At 44.5% G+C, this 18,808-nt stretch carries 18 protein-coding genes; 4 read left to right on the top strand and 14 right to left on the bottom strand.

Annotated features, from left to right (window positions below):
• Nucleotides 1-142 precede the first annotated feature (142 nt).
• The 11 genes from ACXAH2_RS16930 to tsaE form a co-directional block, all read right to left on the bottom strand.
• A complete protein-coding gene (locus tag ACXAH2_RS16930) occupies nucleotides 143-1,441 on the bottom strand; it encodes an adenylosuccinate synthase (protein ID WP_475080122.1) in 1,299 nt (432 codons plus the stop codon).
• Nucleotides 1,442-1,485: 44 nt separating this feature from the next.
• Nucleotides 1,486-2,655: an ATP phosphoribosyltransferase regulatory subunit gene (locus ACXAH2_RS16925; RefSeq protein ID WP_475080120.1), complete on the bottom strand. Its 1,170-nt coding sequence runs from the start codon at nucleotides 2,653-2,655 to the stop codon at nucleotides 1,486-1,488.
• Between the two features lie 12 nt (nucleotides 2,656-2,667).
• The gene (locus ACXAH2_RS16920) at nucleotides 2,668-2,865 is read right to left on the bottom strand and encodes a DUF2065 domain-containing protein (protein WP_353668750.1); all 198 of its coding nucleotides are present in this window, start codon (nucleotides 2,863-2,865) and stop codon (nucleotides 2,668-2,670) included.
• Nucleotides 2,866-3,032: 167 nt separating this feature from the next.
• Complete coding sequence (hflC, locus tag ACXAH2_RS16915; RefSeq protein ID WP_475080118.1) at nucleotides 3,033-3,914, bottom strand: protease modulator HflC; 882 nt, start codon at nucleotides 3,912-3,914, stop codon at nucleotides 3,033-3,035.
• Nucleotides 3,914-5,161: an FtsH protease activity modulator HflK gene (gene hflK, locus ACXAH2_RS16910; RefSeq protein ID WP_475080117.1), complete on the bottom strand. Its 1,248-nt coding sequence runs from the start codon at nucleotides 5,159-5,161 to the stop codon at nucleotides 3,914-3,916. Before hflK ends, hflC begins: the two co-directional genes overlap by 1 nt.
• Nucleotides 5,162-5,200: 39 nt before the next feature.
• The gene (hflX, locus tag ACXAH2_RS16905; protein ID WP_475080115.1) at nucleotides 5,201-6,490 is read right to left on the bottom strand and encodes a ribosome rescue GTPase HflX; all 1,290 of its coding nucleotides are present in this window, start codon (nucleotides 6,488-6,490) and stop codon (nucleotides 5,201-5,203) included.
• A gap of 35 nt (nucleotides 6,491-6,525) precedes the next feature.
• Entirely contained in the window at nucleotides 6,526-6,771 is a 246-nt protein-coding gene (hfq, locus tag ACXAH2_RS16900) for an RNA chaperone Hfq (protein ID WP_112139478.1), read from the bottom strand.
• An 89-nt stretch (nucleotides 6,772-6,860) separates the two neighbouring features.
• On the bottom strand, nucleotides 6,861-7,793 hold the full coding sequence (gene miaA / locus ACXAH2_RS16895) for a tRNA (adenosine(37)-N6)-dimethylallyltransferase MiaA (protein WP_475080113.1): 933 nt from the start codon (nucleotides 7,791-7,793) through the stop codon (nucleotides 6,861-6,863).
• Between the two features lies 1 nt (nucleotide 7,794).
• Nucleotides 7,795-9,732, bottom strand: a complete 1,938-nt coding sequence (gene mutL / locus ACXAH2_RS16890) for a DNA mismatch repair endonuclease MutL (protein ID WP_475080111.1) — start codon at nucleotides 9,730-9,732, stop codon at nucleotides 7,795-7,797.
• A gap of 43 nt (nucleotides 9,733-9,775) precedes the next feature.
• Nucleotides 9,776-11,104, bottom strand: a complete 1,329-nt coding sequence (locus ACXAH2_RS16885) for an N-acetylmuramoyl-L-alanine amidase (RefSeq protein WP_475080110.1) — start codon at nucleotides 11,102-11,104, stop codon at nucleotides 9,776-9,778.
• Between the two features lie 87 nt (nucleotides 11,105-11,191).
• Complete coding sequence (gene tsaE, locus ACXAH2_RS16880) at nucleotides 11,192-11,662, bottom strand: tRNA (adenosine(37)-N6)-threonylcarbamoyltransferase complex ATPase subunit type 1 TsaE (RefSeq protein ID WP_475080109.1); 471 nt, start codon at nucleotides 11,660-11,662, stop codon at nucleotides 11,192-11,194.
• Between the two features lie 148 nt (nucleotides 11,663-11,810).
• Here tsaE and ACXAH2_RS16875 point away from each other — a divergent pair, with 148 nt between their 5' ends.
• Nucleotides 11,811-12,560 carry a sulfite exporter TauE/SafE family protein gene (locus ACXAH2_RS16875; protein WP_475080108.1) on the top strand — a complete coding sequence of 250 codons (750 nt, stop codon included), beginning with the start codon at nucleotides 11,811-11,813 and terminating at the stop codon, nucleotides 12,558-12,560.
• A gap of 92 nt (nucleotides 12,561-12,652) precedes the next feature.
• Here ACXAH2_RS16875 and orn read toward each other — a convergent pair whose 3' ends face one another.
• Nucleotides 12,653-13,204 (bottom strand): oligoribonuclease, encoded by a 552-nt coding sequence (gene orn, locus ACXAH2_RS16870; protein WP_475080107.1) that lies wholly within the window; start codon nucleotides 13,202-13,204, stop codon nucleotides 12,653-12,655.
• 74 nt (nucleotides 13,205-13,278) lie between these two features.
• Here orn and rsgA point away from each other — a divergent pair, with 74 nt between their 5' ends.
• Entirely contained in the window at nucleotides 13,279-14,316 is a 1,038-nt protein-coding gene (rsgA, locus tag ACXAH2_RS16865; protein ID WP_475080106.1) for a small ribosomal subunit biogenesis GTPase RsgA, read from the top strand.
• Between the two features lie 84 nt (nucleotides 14,317-14,400).
• Here rsgA and ACXAH2_RS16860 read toward each other — a convergent pair whose 3' ends face one another.
• Together ACXAH2_RS16860 and motA are read right to left on the bottom strand one after the other, a co-directional pair.
• Nucleotides 14,401-15,309 carry a flagellar motor protein MotB gene (locus ACXAH2_RS16860; RefSeq protein WP_475080105.1) on the bottom strand — a complete coding sequence of 303 codons (909 nt, stop codon included), beginning with the start codon at nucleotides 15,307-15,309 and terminating at the stop codon, nucleotides 14,401-14,403.
• Nucleotides 15,310-15,339: 30 nt separating this feature from the next.
• Nucleotides 15,340-16,194, bottom strand: coding sequence for a flagellar motor stator protein MotA (gene motA / locus ACXAH2_RS16855; protein WP_475080104.1), 855 nt, complete (start codon nucleotides 16,192-16,194; stop codon nucleotides 15,340-15,342).
• A 124-nt stretch (nucleotides 16,195-16,318) separates the two neighbouring features.
• Between motA and ACXAH2_RS16850 the strand changes: the two genes are divergently transcribed.
• Both ACXAH2_RS16850 and asd read left to right on the top strand, forming a co-directional pair.
• Nucleotides 16,319-17,821, top strand: a complete 1,503-nt coding sequence (locus tag ACXAH2_RS16850; RefSeq protein ID WP_475080103.1) for an HDOD domain-containing protein — start codon at nucleotides 16,319-16,321, stop codon at nucleotides 17,819-17,821.
• The gene (gene asd / locus ACXAH2_RS16845; protein ID WP_475080101.1) at nucleotides 17,818-18,678 is read left to right on the top strand and encodes an archaetidylserine decarboxylase; all 861 of its coding nucleotides are present in this window, start codon (nucleotides 17,818-17,820) and stop codon (nucleotides 18,676-18,678) included. Before ACXAH2_RS16850 ends, asd begins: the two co-directional genes overlap by 4 nt.
• The last annotated feature ends 130 nt before the right edge of the window (nucleotides 18,679-18,808 follow it).

The raw sequence follows: 18,808 nt of genomic DNA, 5'->3' as shown, positions 1-18,808 counted from the left end.
TCAGTATAGAACGACCTAATGTATTTTTAAAAAACAAAGCTAAAAAAAAGAACCCCAGTGAAAATACTGGGGTTTATCGACACTCTGAAGCCGCAAAACTGCGGCTTTCTTTACAAAACAACTGAGTTAAAAATGCATTAACTTATTGCTTAAATGGATCACGTAAAACAATAGTTTCGTTACGATCAGGACCAGTTGAAATAATATCAACGGGCACACCAACTTGTTTCTCCAAATAAAGAATATAGTCTTGTGCATTTTTCGGCAAAGCGTCAAAGCTTTCCGCACCAACAGTAGATTCACTCCACCCAGGCAATTCAACATAAGTTGGTTCAGCTTGTTCGTAACCTTCACTGTCTACCAAAGAACCGGCAACAGGATTGCCTTGCCCATCCGTATAACCAACACACACTTTTACCGTTTCAAAGCCATCCAGAACGTCCAGTTTGGTTAAACAGATACCCGATACTGAGTTGATTTGCACCGCATGACGCAATGCCACAGCATCAAACCAACCACATCGACGTGAACGCCCTGTTGTTGCACCAAACTCATGTCCACGCTCACCTAAACGCTGACCATTTTCACAGAATAACTCTGTTGGAAAAGGACCAGAACCAACACGGGTTGTATAAGCTTTAGTAATGCCCAAAACATAATCCAAATACAAAGGACCGAACCCTGTACCAGCGGGTGCGCCACCTGCCGTTGTATTGGAAGAAGTAACGTACGGGTAAGTACCGTGGTCCACATCCAACAAGGAACCTTGAGCCCCCTCAAACATGATGTTCGCACCCGCCTTACGCAGATCGTGTAACAAGTTAATAGTATCCGCCACCATGGGACGAAGAAACTCTGCCATTTGCAGCCCCTCCGCGTAAACCTCATCATAAGAAATGGCCTCAACATTATGGTATTGAGTCAAAACAAAGTTGTAGTATTCCAATACTTCTTTTAACTTGGTGGCAAAACGCTCTGCATCCAATAAATCACCAACACGAATGGCTCTTCGAGCCACTTTGTCTTCATATGCAGGACCAATACCACGCCCCGTTGTACCAATTTTTTTCTCGCCTTTCGCTTGTTCACGAGCTTGATCAAGAGCAATATGATAAGGCAAAATCAATGGACAAGCCGCACTCACTTTTAGACGATCAACCGCTGGTACACCTTGCTCTTGAAGCTCAAGCACTTCTTTTTGCAACGCCGCTGGTGATAACACCACACCATTACCAATGATACACTGCACACCATCTCGCAAAATACCCGAAGGAATCAAGTGCAGCACAGTTTTCTTTCCGTCGATTACCAAGGTATGCCCCGCATTGTGACCACCTTGGAAACGCACAACGGCAGCAACATCTTCAGTAAGCAGATCAACCACCTTACCCTTGCCTTCGTCACCCCATTGCGTGCCTAAAATAACAACGTTTTTACCCATAGTTTCAGGTCTCATTTAGATAGTTCTTAAATAAAAGTCTTGTGTTAACGTGGCAGCATTTGCCATTCGCCATCCATTTGCACCAACTGATATTGCGCGTCTTTGACGGTGTCACCACTAAGTGCTTCAACCACTTGATAACCTTCTTCACGAAGCGCATTCATCTTCTGCCAAAGCTTAGCGTCTTGATTTACAGGAGAAATCACAGTTTTTGGTTTCACTACCGCCACCTCACTGAGGCTCACCAAAGCCTTAACATCTGTACTAAAGCCCGTTGCTGGACGTGAACGACCAAACACCTGACCAATGTTGTTATAACGACCACCACGAGCGATCGCATTGCCATGACCTGGCACATAAGCTGCGAATACCACACCTGTGTGGTAGCTGTAAGACACCAAATCACTTAAATCAAAATGCATCCCCACCGCTGGGAAACGATTTTCTACGGAGCTTGCCATTTCCTGCAAAAGCATAATGGCATTTTTCACTGGCACTGAGATATTCGCCAATAATGCTTCCGCTTTTTCCAACACCTCGTGACCACCACACAAACGAGGTAATTGAATTAACCAGTTTGCTTGTTCAGCATTTAACGATAGGGTTTCTACATAACGCTCTAGCTCAGGTAAATCTTTGGCGCGATACAAATCCGCCAATTTAGTTTCTTGATCTGACGTTAAACCACAGGCCGTCACCACGCCATTGACAATATCGACATGACCAAGATCTAGCACTAAGTTTGACAACCCAGCTACCGTTAGGGTCTGTAGCATCAAAGACAGCACTTCAATATCACTTTCAACACCACCATGACCATATAATTCCGCACCCAATTGAATCGGACAGCGAGTGCCATCTAAACCTGACGGTACAGTGCGAAGCACACTGCCACAGTAACTCAAGCGTTGAACTCCTTCTTCTTTTAGACAGTGCGCATCAATGCGCGCCACTTGCGAGGTAAAATCGGCACGAACTCCCATGAGGCGACCCGACAACTGATCGATAACTTTGAAGGTTTCAATTTCTAAATCTGAACCAGCACCCGTTAATAAGGAATCCAGGTACTCTAATAGAGGAGGTATTACCAGTTGATATCCCCAGCCTTGATGGAGATTAAGCAGAGTTCTTCTAAGGTGTTCTATTTTAGCAGCCTGCTCAGGCAAAGCTTCGTCCACTCCCTCAGGAAGTAACCAGCGATCTGCTAACGTCATTCAATTATCCTCTTAGCTTCGTGTCAGCAAAAGAAGTGCTACTCCAAGAAACATACTAACCGCCCCTAGGATACGTAGATTGAGGTCGGAGCTGGCTAGAGCTCGAGCCATAATTTCACGCCAGAAATGTGGCGCGAGAAAAGGCAAAATCCCCTCGGCGATCAATAAAAGGCTGACGCCAACCAGTAGCGACTGCAACAATTCCTGCATAGATTCTCTTTGTTCCGACCATTAAAAAACCGGGCCTAACCCGGTTTGTGTAATAGTATCATGTTTCCTATTTTAACAAATAGGCTTGACGAACGATTATTCGCGAATATCTGCCGAAGATACTCACAAAATGGCTTACGCCTTAATGAGCATCTTCAATAAAAAAGTTACTTCGTTCCACCTTCCACGGAGCTATTCAAATACTTAAAGAACTCACTATCTGGTTCAAGTACAAACAAGTTCCCATTACCAACAAAGCTTTCTCGATAAGCTTGGAGACTACGATAAAATTCATAAAACTCAGGATCTTGCTTGTACACATCGGAATAAATAGCCGCCGCTTGGGCATCCCCATCACCACGAATCATTTCCGCATCACGTTGTGCTTCGGCTTCTAATACGACTTTTTGACGATCCGCATCAGCACGAATACCTTCCGCTAATTCCAGACCTTTCGATCTGTGTTCACGCGCTTCACGCTCACGCTCTGTACGCATTCGCTGGTAAACAGACTCACTCACATCTGGTGGCAGATCGATTCGCTTAACTCGGATATCAATAATCGAAATACCCAACTCATTTTGCGCAACCTTGTTAAGATCATCACGCAATTCCGTCATCAACAAATCACGCTCACCAGACACTACTTCGTGCATGGTGCGCTCACCAAACTTGTTACGCAAACCGGTATCCACTCGTGAAGACAAGACACGGTTAGCGACAAATTCGTCACCAGAAGTGGCTTGATAGAACTTAGCAACAGAATCAATTTTCCATTTCACATAAGAATCCACCACAACCGCTTTCTGCTCAAGAGTCAAATAACGTTGTGGGCGTGAATCCATGGTTAGGATACGCGCATCAAACTTCTTCACTTCGTTCATAATTGGCAACTTAAAGTGCAAACCCGGCTTCACATCGTCTTCGACGATCTCACCAAATCGCAACACCACAGCACGCTCGGTTTCTTTCACAACATACAAGGTCTGAGAAGCAACCAAAACCACCAACAGGACAACAAATAAAACGACAAAAGAAAAACCTTTCATTAATTTCTGCCCTCTCTACGAACGGTTACACCTTGACGCTTACGCAATTCATTAACCACTTGATCCGCTAAGCTACTGATGTCTGAAGAACCTAAGCTACTTGTTTCTCTAGCTGAGTTCGCGGCTTGCTTCATAAGCTGATCCAAGGGCAAATACATCATATTATTGCCACCTTCCGTATCAACCACCACCTTATTCACGTCTTTGTAAACAGACTCAACGGTTTCGATATACAAGCGGCGACGAGTCACTTCAGGCGCTTTGGTATATTCGCGATACAAACGATCAAAACGATCTGCTTGACCACTGGCTCGAGCAATAATTTCAGAACGGTATGCTTCCGCTTCTTCACGAATCCGCTGTGCACGACCACGCGCTTCGGGAATCACCCCATTGGCGTAGGCCTCAGCTTCGTTTTTCACCCGTAGTTCATCTTCTTTCGCCTTGATTACATCATCAAACGCTTCTTGAACCTGTGTAGGCGCTTGCGTGTTTTCAACGTTGACTTTCGAAATCAACAAACCAGTGCCGTAAGCATTACTGTAATTCTGAATACGTGTTTTCACTTCATCAGCCAACAGCTCACGACCTTCGGTCAAGATTTGCCCCATCTGCGAACTACCCACCACATGACGCAATGCACTTTCTGTCATCTGCGCCAAAGATTCTTCTGGGTTACGCACGTTAATCAAGAAGTCTTTCGGGTCTTGTACTGAGTATTGAACTGAAACACCCACTTCCACAATCGCATCATCGACAGTCAGCATAAGGGCTTTGTGATCATGAGAACGCACTTTGGTCACGTTTACCTTACTCACGCTGTCAATCAAAGGTGGATTCCAATGCAAGCCTGGCATCACAGTGGTATGGTATTTACCAAGACGCAGTACCACACCGCGCTCTTGCTGGTCTACCTGATACACACCCGTTGCCGCCCACAAAGCGAATAAAGCCAATAGCACAATAACCACTAAGCCACCACTGAACTTGCCAGAGAAGCCAGAACCACTGTTATTGGAATCGCCACTGCCTTTACGAGATTTTTTCACCCCTAACATATCCATCAATTTATTAAAGGCTTCATCAAGATCAGGTGGACCTTGCTCCTTCCCTCCTGATGGACGACCCCAAGGATCATTACTTTTTTCTTTATCACGACCCTCATCTGGGCGACCAGTACCATTACTACGGTTTTTATCTGGATTCCATGGGTCGTTGTCGTTATTACCCGGTTCATTCCAGGCCATACTACATCTCCACTTTATTTTAATGATAATTCCAGTTAGCTATGCGGCTACTATCTGCTCTTCAGACATACCAACACGGGCCAAAATCTGTAAATAGTCTTTCTTTGGCAGTTTCACATCCAACACAAAACGACCATCGTCATCAAAGCGCTCCGACTTTACCGCGCCTTGTTCAAACAACATAGCACGTAAGCGTCCGTAATGACTCGGCAAACACAATGTTTCGCTGAATACGTCTACGGCCAGCAGTTCAGCAATGGCTTGCTTTAGCAAATCCATGCCATCCCCGTCACGTGCAGACAACCAAACTCGGCGTGGGTTCCCTTGCTCATCTCTATCTATACGTGGCTCAGCGGTAGGAAGTACATCAATTTTATTAAAAACGAGCAAAGTCGGCACTTCTTTCGCACCAATTTCTTCTAACACATCGTCCACATGTAACATATTATCGTCACGTGACACATCAGCCGCGTCGACGACATGCAACAGCAAATCCGCTTCCGCAGACTCTTTCAAAGTCGCTTGGAAAGCATTGATCAAACGGTGCGGCAGATGGCGAATAAAACCAACCGTATCTGCTAACACCACAGAACCAATCTGCTCTAAATCCAAACGACGCAAGGTAGGATCCAAGGTCGCGAACAACTGATCTGCTGCATAGACTTCAGACCCCGTCACACGATTAAACAAGGTCGACTTACCTGCGTTGGTATACCCCACCAAAGAGACAGTCGGGACAGCAGAACGAGAACGAGAACGTCGGCTCTGATCACGCTGTGTACCCACTTTTTCTAAACGTTTTTGGATGGATTTAATGCGCACACGCAATAGACGACGGTCGGTTTCCAGCTGGGTTTCACCCGGGCCTCGCATACCAATACCGCCTTTTTGGCGCTCTAAGTGAGTCCAGCCTCGAATAAGACGTGTTGACATGTGCTGTAACTGAGCCAGTTCAACTTGCAGTTTACCTTCATGGGTACGTGCACGTTGCGCAAAAATATCCAGAATCAAACCGGTACGATCTAATACTCGACACTTCAAAACACTTTCTAAATTACGCTCTTGAGATGGCGATAAAGCGTGATCAAACAACACCACTTGGGCTTCTTCCTGATCCACAATATCTTTGATTTCATCTAATTTTCCGCTGCCAACAAAATACTTAGCATCGGGGCGCTGACGGGACCCTGTTACCACTGCAACAGGGTCAGCACCAGCCGATATAGCAAGCTCAACAAACTCTTCTGGACCATAATTTTCATTTTGATCATGAAAATCAATGTGAACCACAACAGCAATCTCACCACTATCTGGGCGTTCAAAAAACAATCTAGTATTCCTCTGTTTGTCTCATATCAGACAAACTATTCAGCGGCATCTTCCGGCTGATCAGGAGACGGGATGCGAATTGTACGAGAAGGCACAACAGTTGAAATAGCATGTTTATATACCATTTGGCTCACTGTGTTCTTCAAAAGAATCACGAACTGATCAAATGATTCAATTTGGCCTTGAAGTTTAATCCCATTCACAAGAAAGATTGACACAGGCACTCTTTCCTTGCGTAGAATATTTAAGTAAGGGTCTTGTAATGATTGCCCTTTTGACATCGGAATCTCCTTAAAAAAGCGAAAACTAAAAAATTAAATATTGAAAAAACAATACCGTAGATACTACACCAAAATTTTTATTATTTCCCCTATATAATCCTGCTTTCTGTATAATTCAAGACTTCTGAGACAAGATCTTGCGACAAACTATCAAAAATCATCAGATCCTCCCAACCTCGCAACCAAGTCAGCTGTCGCTTCGCTAGCTGACGCGAAGCCACTACTCCTTTAAAGATAGCATCTTCTAATAAATCGTCACCGTCTAAATACTGCCAAAGTTGTCGATAACCGACACAGCGCATTGACGGCATTTCTCGGGTCAGATCTCCACGCCGATACAAAGCTTCAACCTCAGCTAAAAAACCTTGCTCCATCATCTGATAAAAACGCTGTTCGATACGTTCATGCAATACACTTCTTTCTTTCGGCATAACCGCCATATTGATCATGTTAAATGGCAAAGCCATTTTTTCCTGCTCTGCCCACCATTGCGTCATGGTTTTACCTGTTAAACGATAGACTTCCAACGCGCGCTGCAATCGTTGCGGATCATTTGGATGAATGCGCGCCGCAGCATCAGGGTCTACTGCCGCCAACTCTGCATGCAAAGCAGCCCAACCTTGCTGCGCCGCTTCTTGCTCAATTTGTTGACGTAATTCTGCATCCGCTTTTGGCATATCGGCCAAACCTTTTTGCAAGGCATTGAAATACATCATGGTACCGCCCACCAACAGTGGGGTTTTCCCTTTAGCCAAAATATCATCAACATGCGCTACAGCATCGACCACAAAATCTGCCGCTGAGTAAGACTCAATCGGATCAATAATATCAATCAAACGATGCGGCGCTTTAGCCAACAATTCAGCTTCTGGTTTTGCCGTGCCTATATCCATTCCTTTATAAACCAAGGCAGAATCGACACTGATGATTTCAAAACCATGCTGTTCAGCCAGTTCTACCGCTAAGCCAGTTTTTCCTGAGGCTGTCGGCCCCATTAAACACACCACATTTGGCTTAGCCATGTTAGCGACCCCGTAAAAAAAGTTTATCTAAATCAGACATACTTAAATATGCCCACGTCGGTCGTCCATGATTGCATTGCCCACTTCGCTCTGTCACTTCCATATCGCGCAGCAAACTATTCATTTCTTCTATGGTCAACTTACGATTGGCACGCACCGCTCCATGACATGCCATGGACGCCATCAATTCATTGGCTCGCGACTCCAACAAATCTGACACGCCATTGGTCGACAAATCACTGATCACGTCTCGCACCAAATTCTCAACGTCCCCGCGAATCAAAATAATAGACACTTCTCGCACCATGACGCTTTCCAGGCCAGTTCGCTCAACACGAAAACCAAAAGCTTCAAACACATGACCACTTTCTTCGACCAGATCCGCCTCACTTTGAGACACAGAAATATTAATCGGCACCAACAAGGGTTGAGTCGCAATGCTTTTATCATAGAAAGCATTTTTCATACGCTCATATACGATGCGCTCATGGGCCGCATGCATGTCAACGACAATTAAACCCTGCTCACTCTCAGACAGAATATAGACACCATGAATTTGCGCCACGGCATAACCCAAAGGCGGCACTTTTTGATAGTCGTTTTCTGCCACGTGATGAAATGGTGTAACAGACGCGGGCGTAGTCGCTACTGTAATAACCTCACCTGTTTCAGGGTCTATCTGCTCAGACACTTGAGTCCCCGACGAGGCAAGATTTTCAGCATAACCCGCAAAGCGTTGCATACCGTCTAACTGACTACGAATAGAATCACCAGATGGAATTTGCGAGCCGGTTTGATTCCCAGACTGGCGCATCCAATCCATACTCGACGCAGGACGATTAGCTAACGGCAAAGCCGACTGTTCAGACATTTGCACACTTGTTGCGGTGTCATTCTGATAATCAGCCACTCCCGTTGGAGCCGCTTCTGATTCTGGTCGCACATCCGCAATGGCTTTATGAATACGACTAAATAAGAAGTCATGTACTAGACGACCATCACGAAAACGCACTTCATGCTTGGTTGGGTGCACATTGACATCCACTGTGGAAGGATCCAACTCTAAATACAAAACAAATGTTGGATGTCGTCCGTTATAAAGAACATCGCGATACGCTTGTCGCACCGCATGCGCCACTAACTTATCTTTTACCACCCGACCATTGACAAAGAAATATTGTAAATCCGCCTGTGAACGAGAAAAGGTCGGAAGTCCAATCCAGCCCCATAATCGCAACCCAGCCGCTTCAACATCTAATGTCAGAGCATTTTCAATGAATTTCTTACCTAACAAGGTGGCCAATCTGTGTTCTGCGTGCAACTGATCCGTCACAGGACGAAGATCATATACTTGTTTGCCATTGTGACTTAAGCGAAAGCCCGTCTCATATCGACTTAAGGCCAAACGCTTTACCACTTCTTCCAAATGCGAGAACTCGGTTTTTTCAGTACGCAAAAATTTACGACGCGCCGGCGTATTAAAAAACAAATCGCGTACATCAATGGTTGTACCTTGTGGATGGGAAGCCGGACGAATTGCCGCAGCCATGTCCTTACCTTCTGCTTCGACTCGCCAAGCCTCACTCTCATCTTCCGCCAACGAGGTTAAATGCATACGAGAAACCGAACTGATACTGGCCAAAGCTTCACCACGAAAGCCCAGTGTGGACACCGCTTCCAAATCATCCAAGGTGACAATTTTACTGGTTGCATGACGACTCAATGCCAAGGATAAATCGTCTTTGACAATCCCCGCACCATTGTCGCGTATTTTAATGCGCCTTACGCCTCCCTGCTCAACATCTATGTCCAATTGAGAAGCGCCAGCGTCCAAACTGTTCTCTAGCAATTCCTTAACAACGGACGCTGGGCGCTCAACCACTTCACCTGCGGCAATTTGGTTGGCAAGACGAGGGGATAAAAGATGAATTCTTTTCATTAACGACCTTTTGTAATTTGTCCCTAAAAGACAGGTAATCTTGTTATCCGGCCGGAATGACGAGCTTCTGACCCACCCAAATAACATCATTCTTTAGGTTGTTGGCTTTACGCAGTACGCCTAAGGATACCTGATTACGACGTGCAATTTTTGATAAGGTATCCCCTTTGCTTACTGTATAAATGTAATCGGAATGTTTTTTCTGCTTCCACGCAACCAAGGTACCTTCCGGCGCATTCTCGGTGTAATAATCAATCACGCCCTCAGCAATCGCGGCGGCCAATTTAACACGATAAGTTCGACTGGATAAATTTTTGGCTTCCGTTTTATTTGAAACAAACCCTGTTTCCACCAAGATGGAAGGGATATCTGGCGACTTTAACACCACAAAACCCGCCTGCTGTACGGTGTTTTTGTGTAATTTAGCCACATGTTTCATCTCACCTAAAACACTTTGCCCTATGTTCAAACTCATTTGAATGGTCGAGTTCATTGACATATCGAGCAAGACTTCTGCCAAAAGCTGGTCTTTATCATCCAGTGAGATCCCACCCACTAGGTCGGCGGCATTTTCCTGCTGAGCCAACCAACGCCCCATTTCCGAACTTTTACCGCTTAATGATAAAGCCCATACCGAAGCACCGCGAGCACTGGGTTTAGTAAAAGCATCAGCGTGCACTGAGATCATCAAATCAGCGTTCGCTTCTCTGGCCACTCGCGATCGATCTCGTAACTTTAAAAATACGTCTGTAGAGCGCGTCATAACGGCCTTGAAGCCTTCCACTTCGTTTATACGTCTAGCCAACTCTTTGCCAATTGATAATACGATGTCTTTCTCACGTACCTTATATTGCCCAAGTGCACCAGGATCCTTACCACCATGTCCAGGATCAATGGCAATCACTATGTCACGTTTTTCCTGAGATAAATTGGCCAAACTTTTCACAATGGTCGCAGGCTTTTTCTCACCGTATTCCAGCTCCACCATAATTCGCGGACCATAGGTTTGGTTGGCTGCCAACTCAGTACTTTTGGCTCGTGCTGATTGCGCAAGATCCAATACAAAACGTACTCCATCATTACGCTTGGCATAACGTACTCTCATCAACACATCCGTCGATAATGCGGATAAGTTATTAACCACCGCATTACTCAAATTAGCATCACTAATGTCTACCACGACACGATCAGGATTAGAAAGCGGAAAAACTCGATGAGTAGATTTTTTAGATAACTCAAATACCAAACGCGTTATTCCATCTTGCTGCGCAACTCGAATATCGCGCACCTCAGATGCAACAACTTCCATGGACAGCATGGACGCCATCCAGAACAGAAAAATACTCAGTAAAGTTTGAAATTTAGTTTGCATATCAGACAGCTAGCAATATATATGAGACACACTATAACGGCTGAACCTATGGATCTCAATCAATCATAGAGTAAAGAATTTGACAGCTTAGCTTGCCAGACTCGTTTGCCACTGCGTCATCACATGATCACCTTTATCAGTAAGCGATTCAATCAGCACATGGCGACCTTGACGAATTAGGGAAAGATGTACCACAAGATCGGCAACGGGCAAAATACCTTGCCCCATTTCAGCCCATTCAATTAAGCATAAACTTCGTTCGTTGAAATAATCTCGGATCCCCATGAATTCGAGTTCTTCAGGATCCGCGACACGATATAAATCAAAATGATATACCTCTAAGTCGGCTAACTCATAAGGCTCAACTATAGTATAAGTGGGGCTTTTTACTGGTCCTTGGTAACCCATACCACGCAACATTCCACGCACAAGGGTCGTTTTTCCCATTCCTAAGTTACCTTCTAAATGGACCACACCACCTTGCAGTAAAGCAGCAGAAAACTCAGCACCAAAGGCTTCCATATCCACTTCACCAAAAATTTCTCTTTCTATTTGCATTCTTGTATTAACCCTAGTTACCCGCACATTTCTCTTCAACCGTGCTGAGTTTTCAAAACTCAGACAATTCTAATACACAAGGCTTTTGAAACAAGCTCCGTTAGCGCATAATCGAATATTTTTGAACAATTTCAATTTAAGGCGTTTTATGGATTGGTTTCTTATTGGCTTAATCGCCGTCGCGGTTTTTATTACAGGCATTTCAAAAGGCGGCTTCTCTGGTGCATTTGGCATCATTGCCGTGCCCTTAATTTCACTACAAGCCTCTCCAGTTTATGCCGCCGCGATCATGTTACCCATCTTATGTTTAATGGACATTTTTACCGTGCAAAAGTTTTGGCGAAAATGGAATAAACAAGTATTAATTCATTGCATTCCCGCTGCCATTGCTGGTGTCGTCATTGGTGGGTTAACTGCATCATGGTTCTCAGCTGATTGGTTAAAACTCTTAGTCGGTATTATTGCTGTTGGTTTCAGTATCAACTCTTGGCCGCGTCACAAGAGCACATCGAGTAAGCGTCCTCTGAGCCAATTCGCTGGCAAATGCTGGTGTGTGCTTAGCGGCTTTACCAGTTTTATCGCTCACGCTGGCGGGCCACCTTTAAGTGTTTATTTACTGCGTGCTAATCTAGACAAAACTCAATACGTCGCCAGTGCCGCCGTCATCTTCACTGCCATCAACTATGTGAAACTCATTCCTTACAGCATGCTAGGACAACTCAATACAAGTAACATACTAATATCTTTATGCTTCGCCCCACTCGCTTATCTCGGCGTACAACTGGGCGCTTGGTTGCACTATCGTATTCCCACAGGCTTGTTCTTTAAATGCATGTACAGTTTTTTATTTTTAACCGGCTGGAAACTCATATGGGATGGCTGTACAGCCTTACTCTAACTCCCCAAAGCACTTAAAAAAATACCGCCCTGCAAAGAGCGGTATTTTTCATCCTGCATTCCATAAGATCTATTATAACGATGAGATCTTGATTAGAGGTCCAGGCCAAACATGGTTTTACGGTAATGCTTTAATTCGGCTATGGACTCTAAAATATCGTCCAATGCCAAATGAGCGCCGGATTTACTAAAACCTTCTAAAGCTTCTGGCTTCCAACGACGCGCCAACTCTTTTACAGTACTCACATCCAGATAACGGTAGTGAAAATAGCTCTCCAAGTTAGGCATGTATCGGTACAAGAAGCGACGATCCTGCCCCACACTGTTACCACAAATTGGCGAGGCGCCCGCTGGAACATATTTGTTAAGAAAGGCAATAGTCTGCGCTTCCGCTGCTGCCATATCGATCTGCGATGATAAAACGCGAGCCGTTAAGCCAGACTCTCCATGATGTTGTGTACACCACTCATCCATGCCATCCATTACTGATTTATCTTGATGAATCGCTAAATTAGGCCCCTTGGCTAGCAAGTTCAAATCTTTGTCGGTTACCACTGTAGCAATTTCAATGATGGTATCTTGCTCAGGATCCAAGCCCGTCATTTCTAGGTCAATCCAGATTAAATTGTCTCTATTCAAACTCATACTCACTCAAATCCTTTATTATCAATGCCAAGCATTATACTCTATGCGCCTTACTATAGGATCAGAAAAGACGAATGTCGAAGCGAAAACTCACCAAACAACAAACTTGGCGCATTGAAAAAATTCAGCAAGAGCGCGTCGAGCGAACCAAGAAACGCAGTAACAAAGCAGAAGAACTGCTGCAGTCGTCCGACCTTGGCCCAGAAACACAGGGCATGGTTATTTCTCACTTCGGCACTCAAGTGGAAGTGGAAGGCACGCAAGCACCTTTTGTTGGCGTTGCCACTCGTTGCAATATGCGCGCAAACCTTGGCCAATTAGTGACTGGAGACAAAGTCATTTGGCGCCCCAAACAACAAGAAGGTGGCGTAGTGGTTGCGACAACAGAGCGTCACACCTCCTTGTCACGCCCCGACATGCACGGCCGCTTAAAACCTGTTGCTGCCAATATTGACCACATTGTTATTGTGGCTGCCGCTGAACCTGTGGCGCACGCCAATTTGATTGACCGCTACTTGGTCGCCGCCGAAACAGTTGGCATTCCTCCTGTGATCCTATTAAACAAGTGTGACCTAATTAACGATGACAATCGTAAGAGCTTAAACCGCTTATTGGCAACGTATGAGCAGCTTGGCTACCAAATTATTCGCACGTCCACCAAAGATCAGGCTGGCATGGAGTCTCTTTATCAATTCCTACAAGGCAAAACCAGCGTTTTTGTGGGTCAATCCGGTGTCGGTAAATCATCATTAATTGGCACCTTGTTACCTGGCATTGAAATCAGTGTGGGGGAACTCTCACAAAAGCGCAAAAAAGGCACTCATACCACCACCACAGCCCGCCTATTTCACATGCCTAAAGGTGGTGACCTCATCGATTCGCCCGGCATTCGTGAATTCGGTTTATGGCATATCAGCGAAGCAGAGCTGCTAAACGGTTTTATCGAGTTTCGCCCTCACATTGGCTACTGTCGCTTCCGTGATTGCGCTCATGAAAAAGAGCCAGGCTGCGCCATTTTGGCAGCCCTTGAAAAAGGCGAGATTAGTCAACATAGATTTGAAAGCTACTTAAGAATCAAACAGTCAATTCAAGACAATCAACACAGCTATTAATTGATTCAATAAAAAGATATAAAAAAACGAGCAAACAGCTCGTTTTTTATGGACAGTCACTATATTGGTATACCAGTCACTTCATCAGAATACCGTTTCAGGCGTTAATTTAATATCTGACTGTTTTACAGCATTCCCAAAATTACGACGATTTTGCGCCAACAATTTACGATAAGCATCATCGGTTAACAAAGTAATCGTAATCCGCCGGTTCTCAGGACTCGCTGTATTAAATCGGTTGTATGGTACCGTATCACCTAAGCCAACCACTTGAGCAAAACGGTTATCGGTAACCCCCCCTTCCTCCAGAATTTGACGGGCCGCATTAGCACGCAAAGCCGACAAATCCCAATTATCCAAACCTCTAGAACCAGCGTATTTCGATGAATCTGTATGACCACTGATCACAATCGGATTTTTCACCCGATTAAACATAGGAGACATAGTCAGCAAAGTATTTTCTATATCAGGCATCATACGTGCACTACCACGCTCAAACATAGGCTTGTCCGGCGTATCAAGTAAAGTAATACGCACCCCGATCGGAGTGACCTCTATTCGTAAATTTCTTTGCTCAGCCAGAAGGATGTTATTTTTTTCCAGCTCTTGCTTGACCAAATCATTTAACGATTTCGACTCCGAAGATTCATCACCATTGCCTACCATAGACTCATGAGAGGGCACATCCGTACTGCCAGGTTCAGGCAACTGTAAATCCAATTTTTTCTCGATACTCATAGCAGGACTGCCACCCAAATCAATTGGACTGGCACTGAAACCTGCCGTGCCCGCCCCTATTGGATCTTGAAAATAACCCTGAATGACTTGTCGTTCTTGAGGAGTTGTTACACTGAGTATCCATAACACTAGGAAGAATGCCATCATCGCCAGAGCAAAGTCCGCTAAAGCAATTTTCCAAGCGCTGCTATGATGCCCACCTTTTTTAACTTTCTTGACTCGTCGAATAATTAAGCTATTGGAACCTAAGGCCATTTTTCTTTCCCCTAAGAGCAGCTTATCGCCTTAGCGATACTGCTGTAGCTCAATCGACAATTCTGCAAAACTTGGACGCATTTCTGGCGGCAGCAATTTGCGACCCGTTTCAACCGCTACGGGTGGTGCATAACCGGATACCACAGAGTTCAAGCTCGCCTTGATGCACAAATAAGCTTTCAATTCATGGTTACCCAAAGTTTCTAGATGAGAAGAGGCAGGACCAACAAAACCATAGCCTAAAAAAATTCCCAAAAAGGTACCCACCAAAGCGGCAGCTACGTGATGGCCTATTTCCTCCAAAGGCCCGCCAATAGCTCCCATGGTAATAACAATTCCCAAAACCGCAGCAACAATACCAAAGCCTGGCAAGCCTTCAGCGACACGATTCAGTGCGTGACCAGGCTCCACTAATTCTTCCTGAATTTGCTCTATCTCATTATCCATGATGGCTTCAATTTCATAAGCGGGCAAACCGGTTAAGGTGAAGATACGATAGTTATCCGTGAGAAATTCCACTACTTCGTGGTCACGAACCACATCGGGAAAACGATGAAACAAATCACTGGTGAAAGGCGATTCGATATCTTCTTCAATGGACAAAAAGCCCTCTTGACGACTTTTCTGAAACAGACAATACATCAACCCCAATAATTGGGAATAAAAACGTTTATTGTGCCGACTTCCCGTGATCACTTGTGGTAGCATGGTAAAGACTTTTTTCTGCACAACGAAAGGGTTCGCCACCATAAAGGCACCTAAGGCGGCACCGCAAATAATAATGACTTCAAAAGGCTGCCATAGAGCCAATAACTGTCCATGTGCGGCTACGTATCCAGTTACAACACTGATAATTACGACTAGCAGGCCCGCTATTGCAAACATAATTTTACTTCCTTAATACTGACAAAGTATGCTCTTACATAAATATACAGTATGATTAATCAGATACGAAGTATAAGAGCATGATGCATACTTATAAACAACCGAGTCGGCAAAGTCACCTTTTATGAGCAGCAAATCTCCATCGGGCCTAAATGCATGGCTGAGTTTTCTTCAGACAAAAAAATTTCCGGTACGCGCTGGTAATTTGGCTCGTCTGAAGGCGCAAATACAACGTACAGAAGACACCTTGGAAAGCATGCAAAAGAACATTGCCAGCGATCCGCTCCTCGCATTCGCTATCTTGAATGAAGCGAATCGAATCGTACCAAATAGACACACCGAAATTAACACCCCATTCCACGCGGCTACTATGGTCGGTATGAAGGGCATCCACAATTTATTCAAGCATTTTGATGCTTACGAAACTCGTAATCGTAAATTACCTGAGCGTGTAAAAGCCTTTATCAGAGCGATTCAAACCAGCTATGAAGCCGCTACCATTGCTCGTCATTGGTCAATTGAAAAATTAACCAGTCACGAAGACGATATTTTCTGGATTACTCTCTTTCGTGATACCGCACGCTGGTTGCTTTGGTATCATGCGTTTCCGCAAATGTCGGAAATAGAACAACGCATCCAAAATGGTGAAAACGCCAATAAAGCTGAAACAATGGTGCTTGGATGTCGAATTGATGAATTAACCGTGCATTTATGTACTTTTTGGAATTCGCCAAACAATATTATCGAGTCCTTTTTGACCAAACACATTCCTAACACGGAAGAGTTACAGCAGCTAGCACACTTAGCTCATCACCCTGATGAGTTGCCCGGCTTTACTGAAGACAAACGTTTGACCATTTTAATCAACAATCCTTTGATTTTTTCTTATTGTGCCACCAAAGTGGCCCATGAAGCGGAACGCAATGGCTGGGACGCCAAACAACTGGCATTTTTCTACCGCATCATTGCGACTGTCATGCATCGCCGTATTGGCGAGGTCATTCGTACCGCCCATTTTGCTTCTACCGAAGCCGCCAAACTTTATAATATGCGCAGCAAGCGTCCTGTCGCTTTACAACTATTGGATCCAGATTTGTATACTGCGAAAAGCGCTTCTCGCCGTCCAAAAATTGTTGAATCGCCATTACAACAGTTAAAAAAAGCCTTAGCCAGAAGCGAGAATCAAAACAGTAAAAACCGAGCCAATTTAGCACTGAAAACCATTAAACAAACAATCCCTAACACTCAACACTCAATTCTGTTTAAACACAGCAAACAGCAAGCGCAGCCATTACTTCAATTTGGTTACAAACTTGACGTACTCAAAAACATTAACTGGAACGCCAACTCAAAAATCTTTAGCAAACTTTCCAGCGGTGTCTCAGCAAGCCATCTGCACGGTGAAAAATTACACGCTATGGTTTCCGGCCTACCAGGATCCTCAGACCAAATTATCGATTCAGAAAGTCACTTAATGCTGGCTTCGGCCAAATTAAACGACGAAGAAATGATGATATTTTGGTTGGAAACACGCAGTTCATTCAAAGACAAAGATTTCAAGACACTCAAACAAATAGTATCGTTAGTCAATAACACAAAAAATCAACCATCAGGACGAACACAGTGACAAAAGATCAATTGTTTGCCTTTGCGCAGCACATCACACCACAGAAATCCCTATCACGCATTATCGGGCGTATTGCTGAATGCGAAAACACTTGGGTAAAAAATACTTTTATCAGCCAGTTTGTTAAAAAATATCAAGTTGACATGTCTGAAGCGGTAAATAGTGATCCTTTGTCTTACCCTAACTTCAACGACTTTTTCACTCGAGAAATTCGTTCAGAACTTAGACCCATTACGCGTAAAAGGAATGGCATTGCCTGCCCTGCCGATGGGGCAATCAGTCAATTAGGGAAAATAGAGCATGGTACCCTTTTCCAAGCCAAAGGCCATCATTATAGCCTGACGAGCCTACTTGGTGGAGACGCTTCATTATCTGACCAATTTTTAGGTGGCTCGTTCGCGACTGTGTACCTCTCACCGAAAGATTACCATCGCGTTCATATGCCATTAGCGGGCAAGCTTACTAAAATGATTCATGTTCCCGGCAAGCTATTTTCCGTTAACAAAGTCACTGCGGAGCAAATTCCCAACGTATTCGCTCGAAATGAAAGAACCGTTTGCCTATTTAACACCGAAGCAGGCCCAATGGCTGTTATTTTAGTGGGTGCTATGATTGTTGCCAGCATCGAAACCGTTTGGGCAGGTCAAGTAACTCCTTTTAACAAAAAAGTGGTTACTTGGGACTACACCTCTTTAAACAATGTAAAATTAAAGAAAGGTGAAGAGATGGGGCGCTTTAAGCTGGGTTCCACAGCCATCGTCTTATTTGGCAAAGATGCCGTTGAGTGGGAAGACACGCTTCAAGCCGACAGCCCAACCAAAATGGGCATGGCATTTGGTAAAGTGATTAAAAGTTAATCATACATGGTTATAGGATAGATATGAAAAAGCCTGCAATTGAACTGACCCCCAATAGTTGGACATTCCAATTACTGGGGGTCTTTTTATGTCCAAATATCACAGAGAATTTAAACTGTCTTTAGCTAAG

It is taken from the genome of Marinomonas sp. ABL3_031 (genome assembly GCF_056161265.1).
The sequence above is the reverse complement of the archived record's forward strand: the minus strand, read 5'-3'. Positions and strand labels throughout refer to the sequence as shown.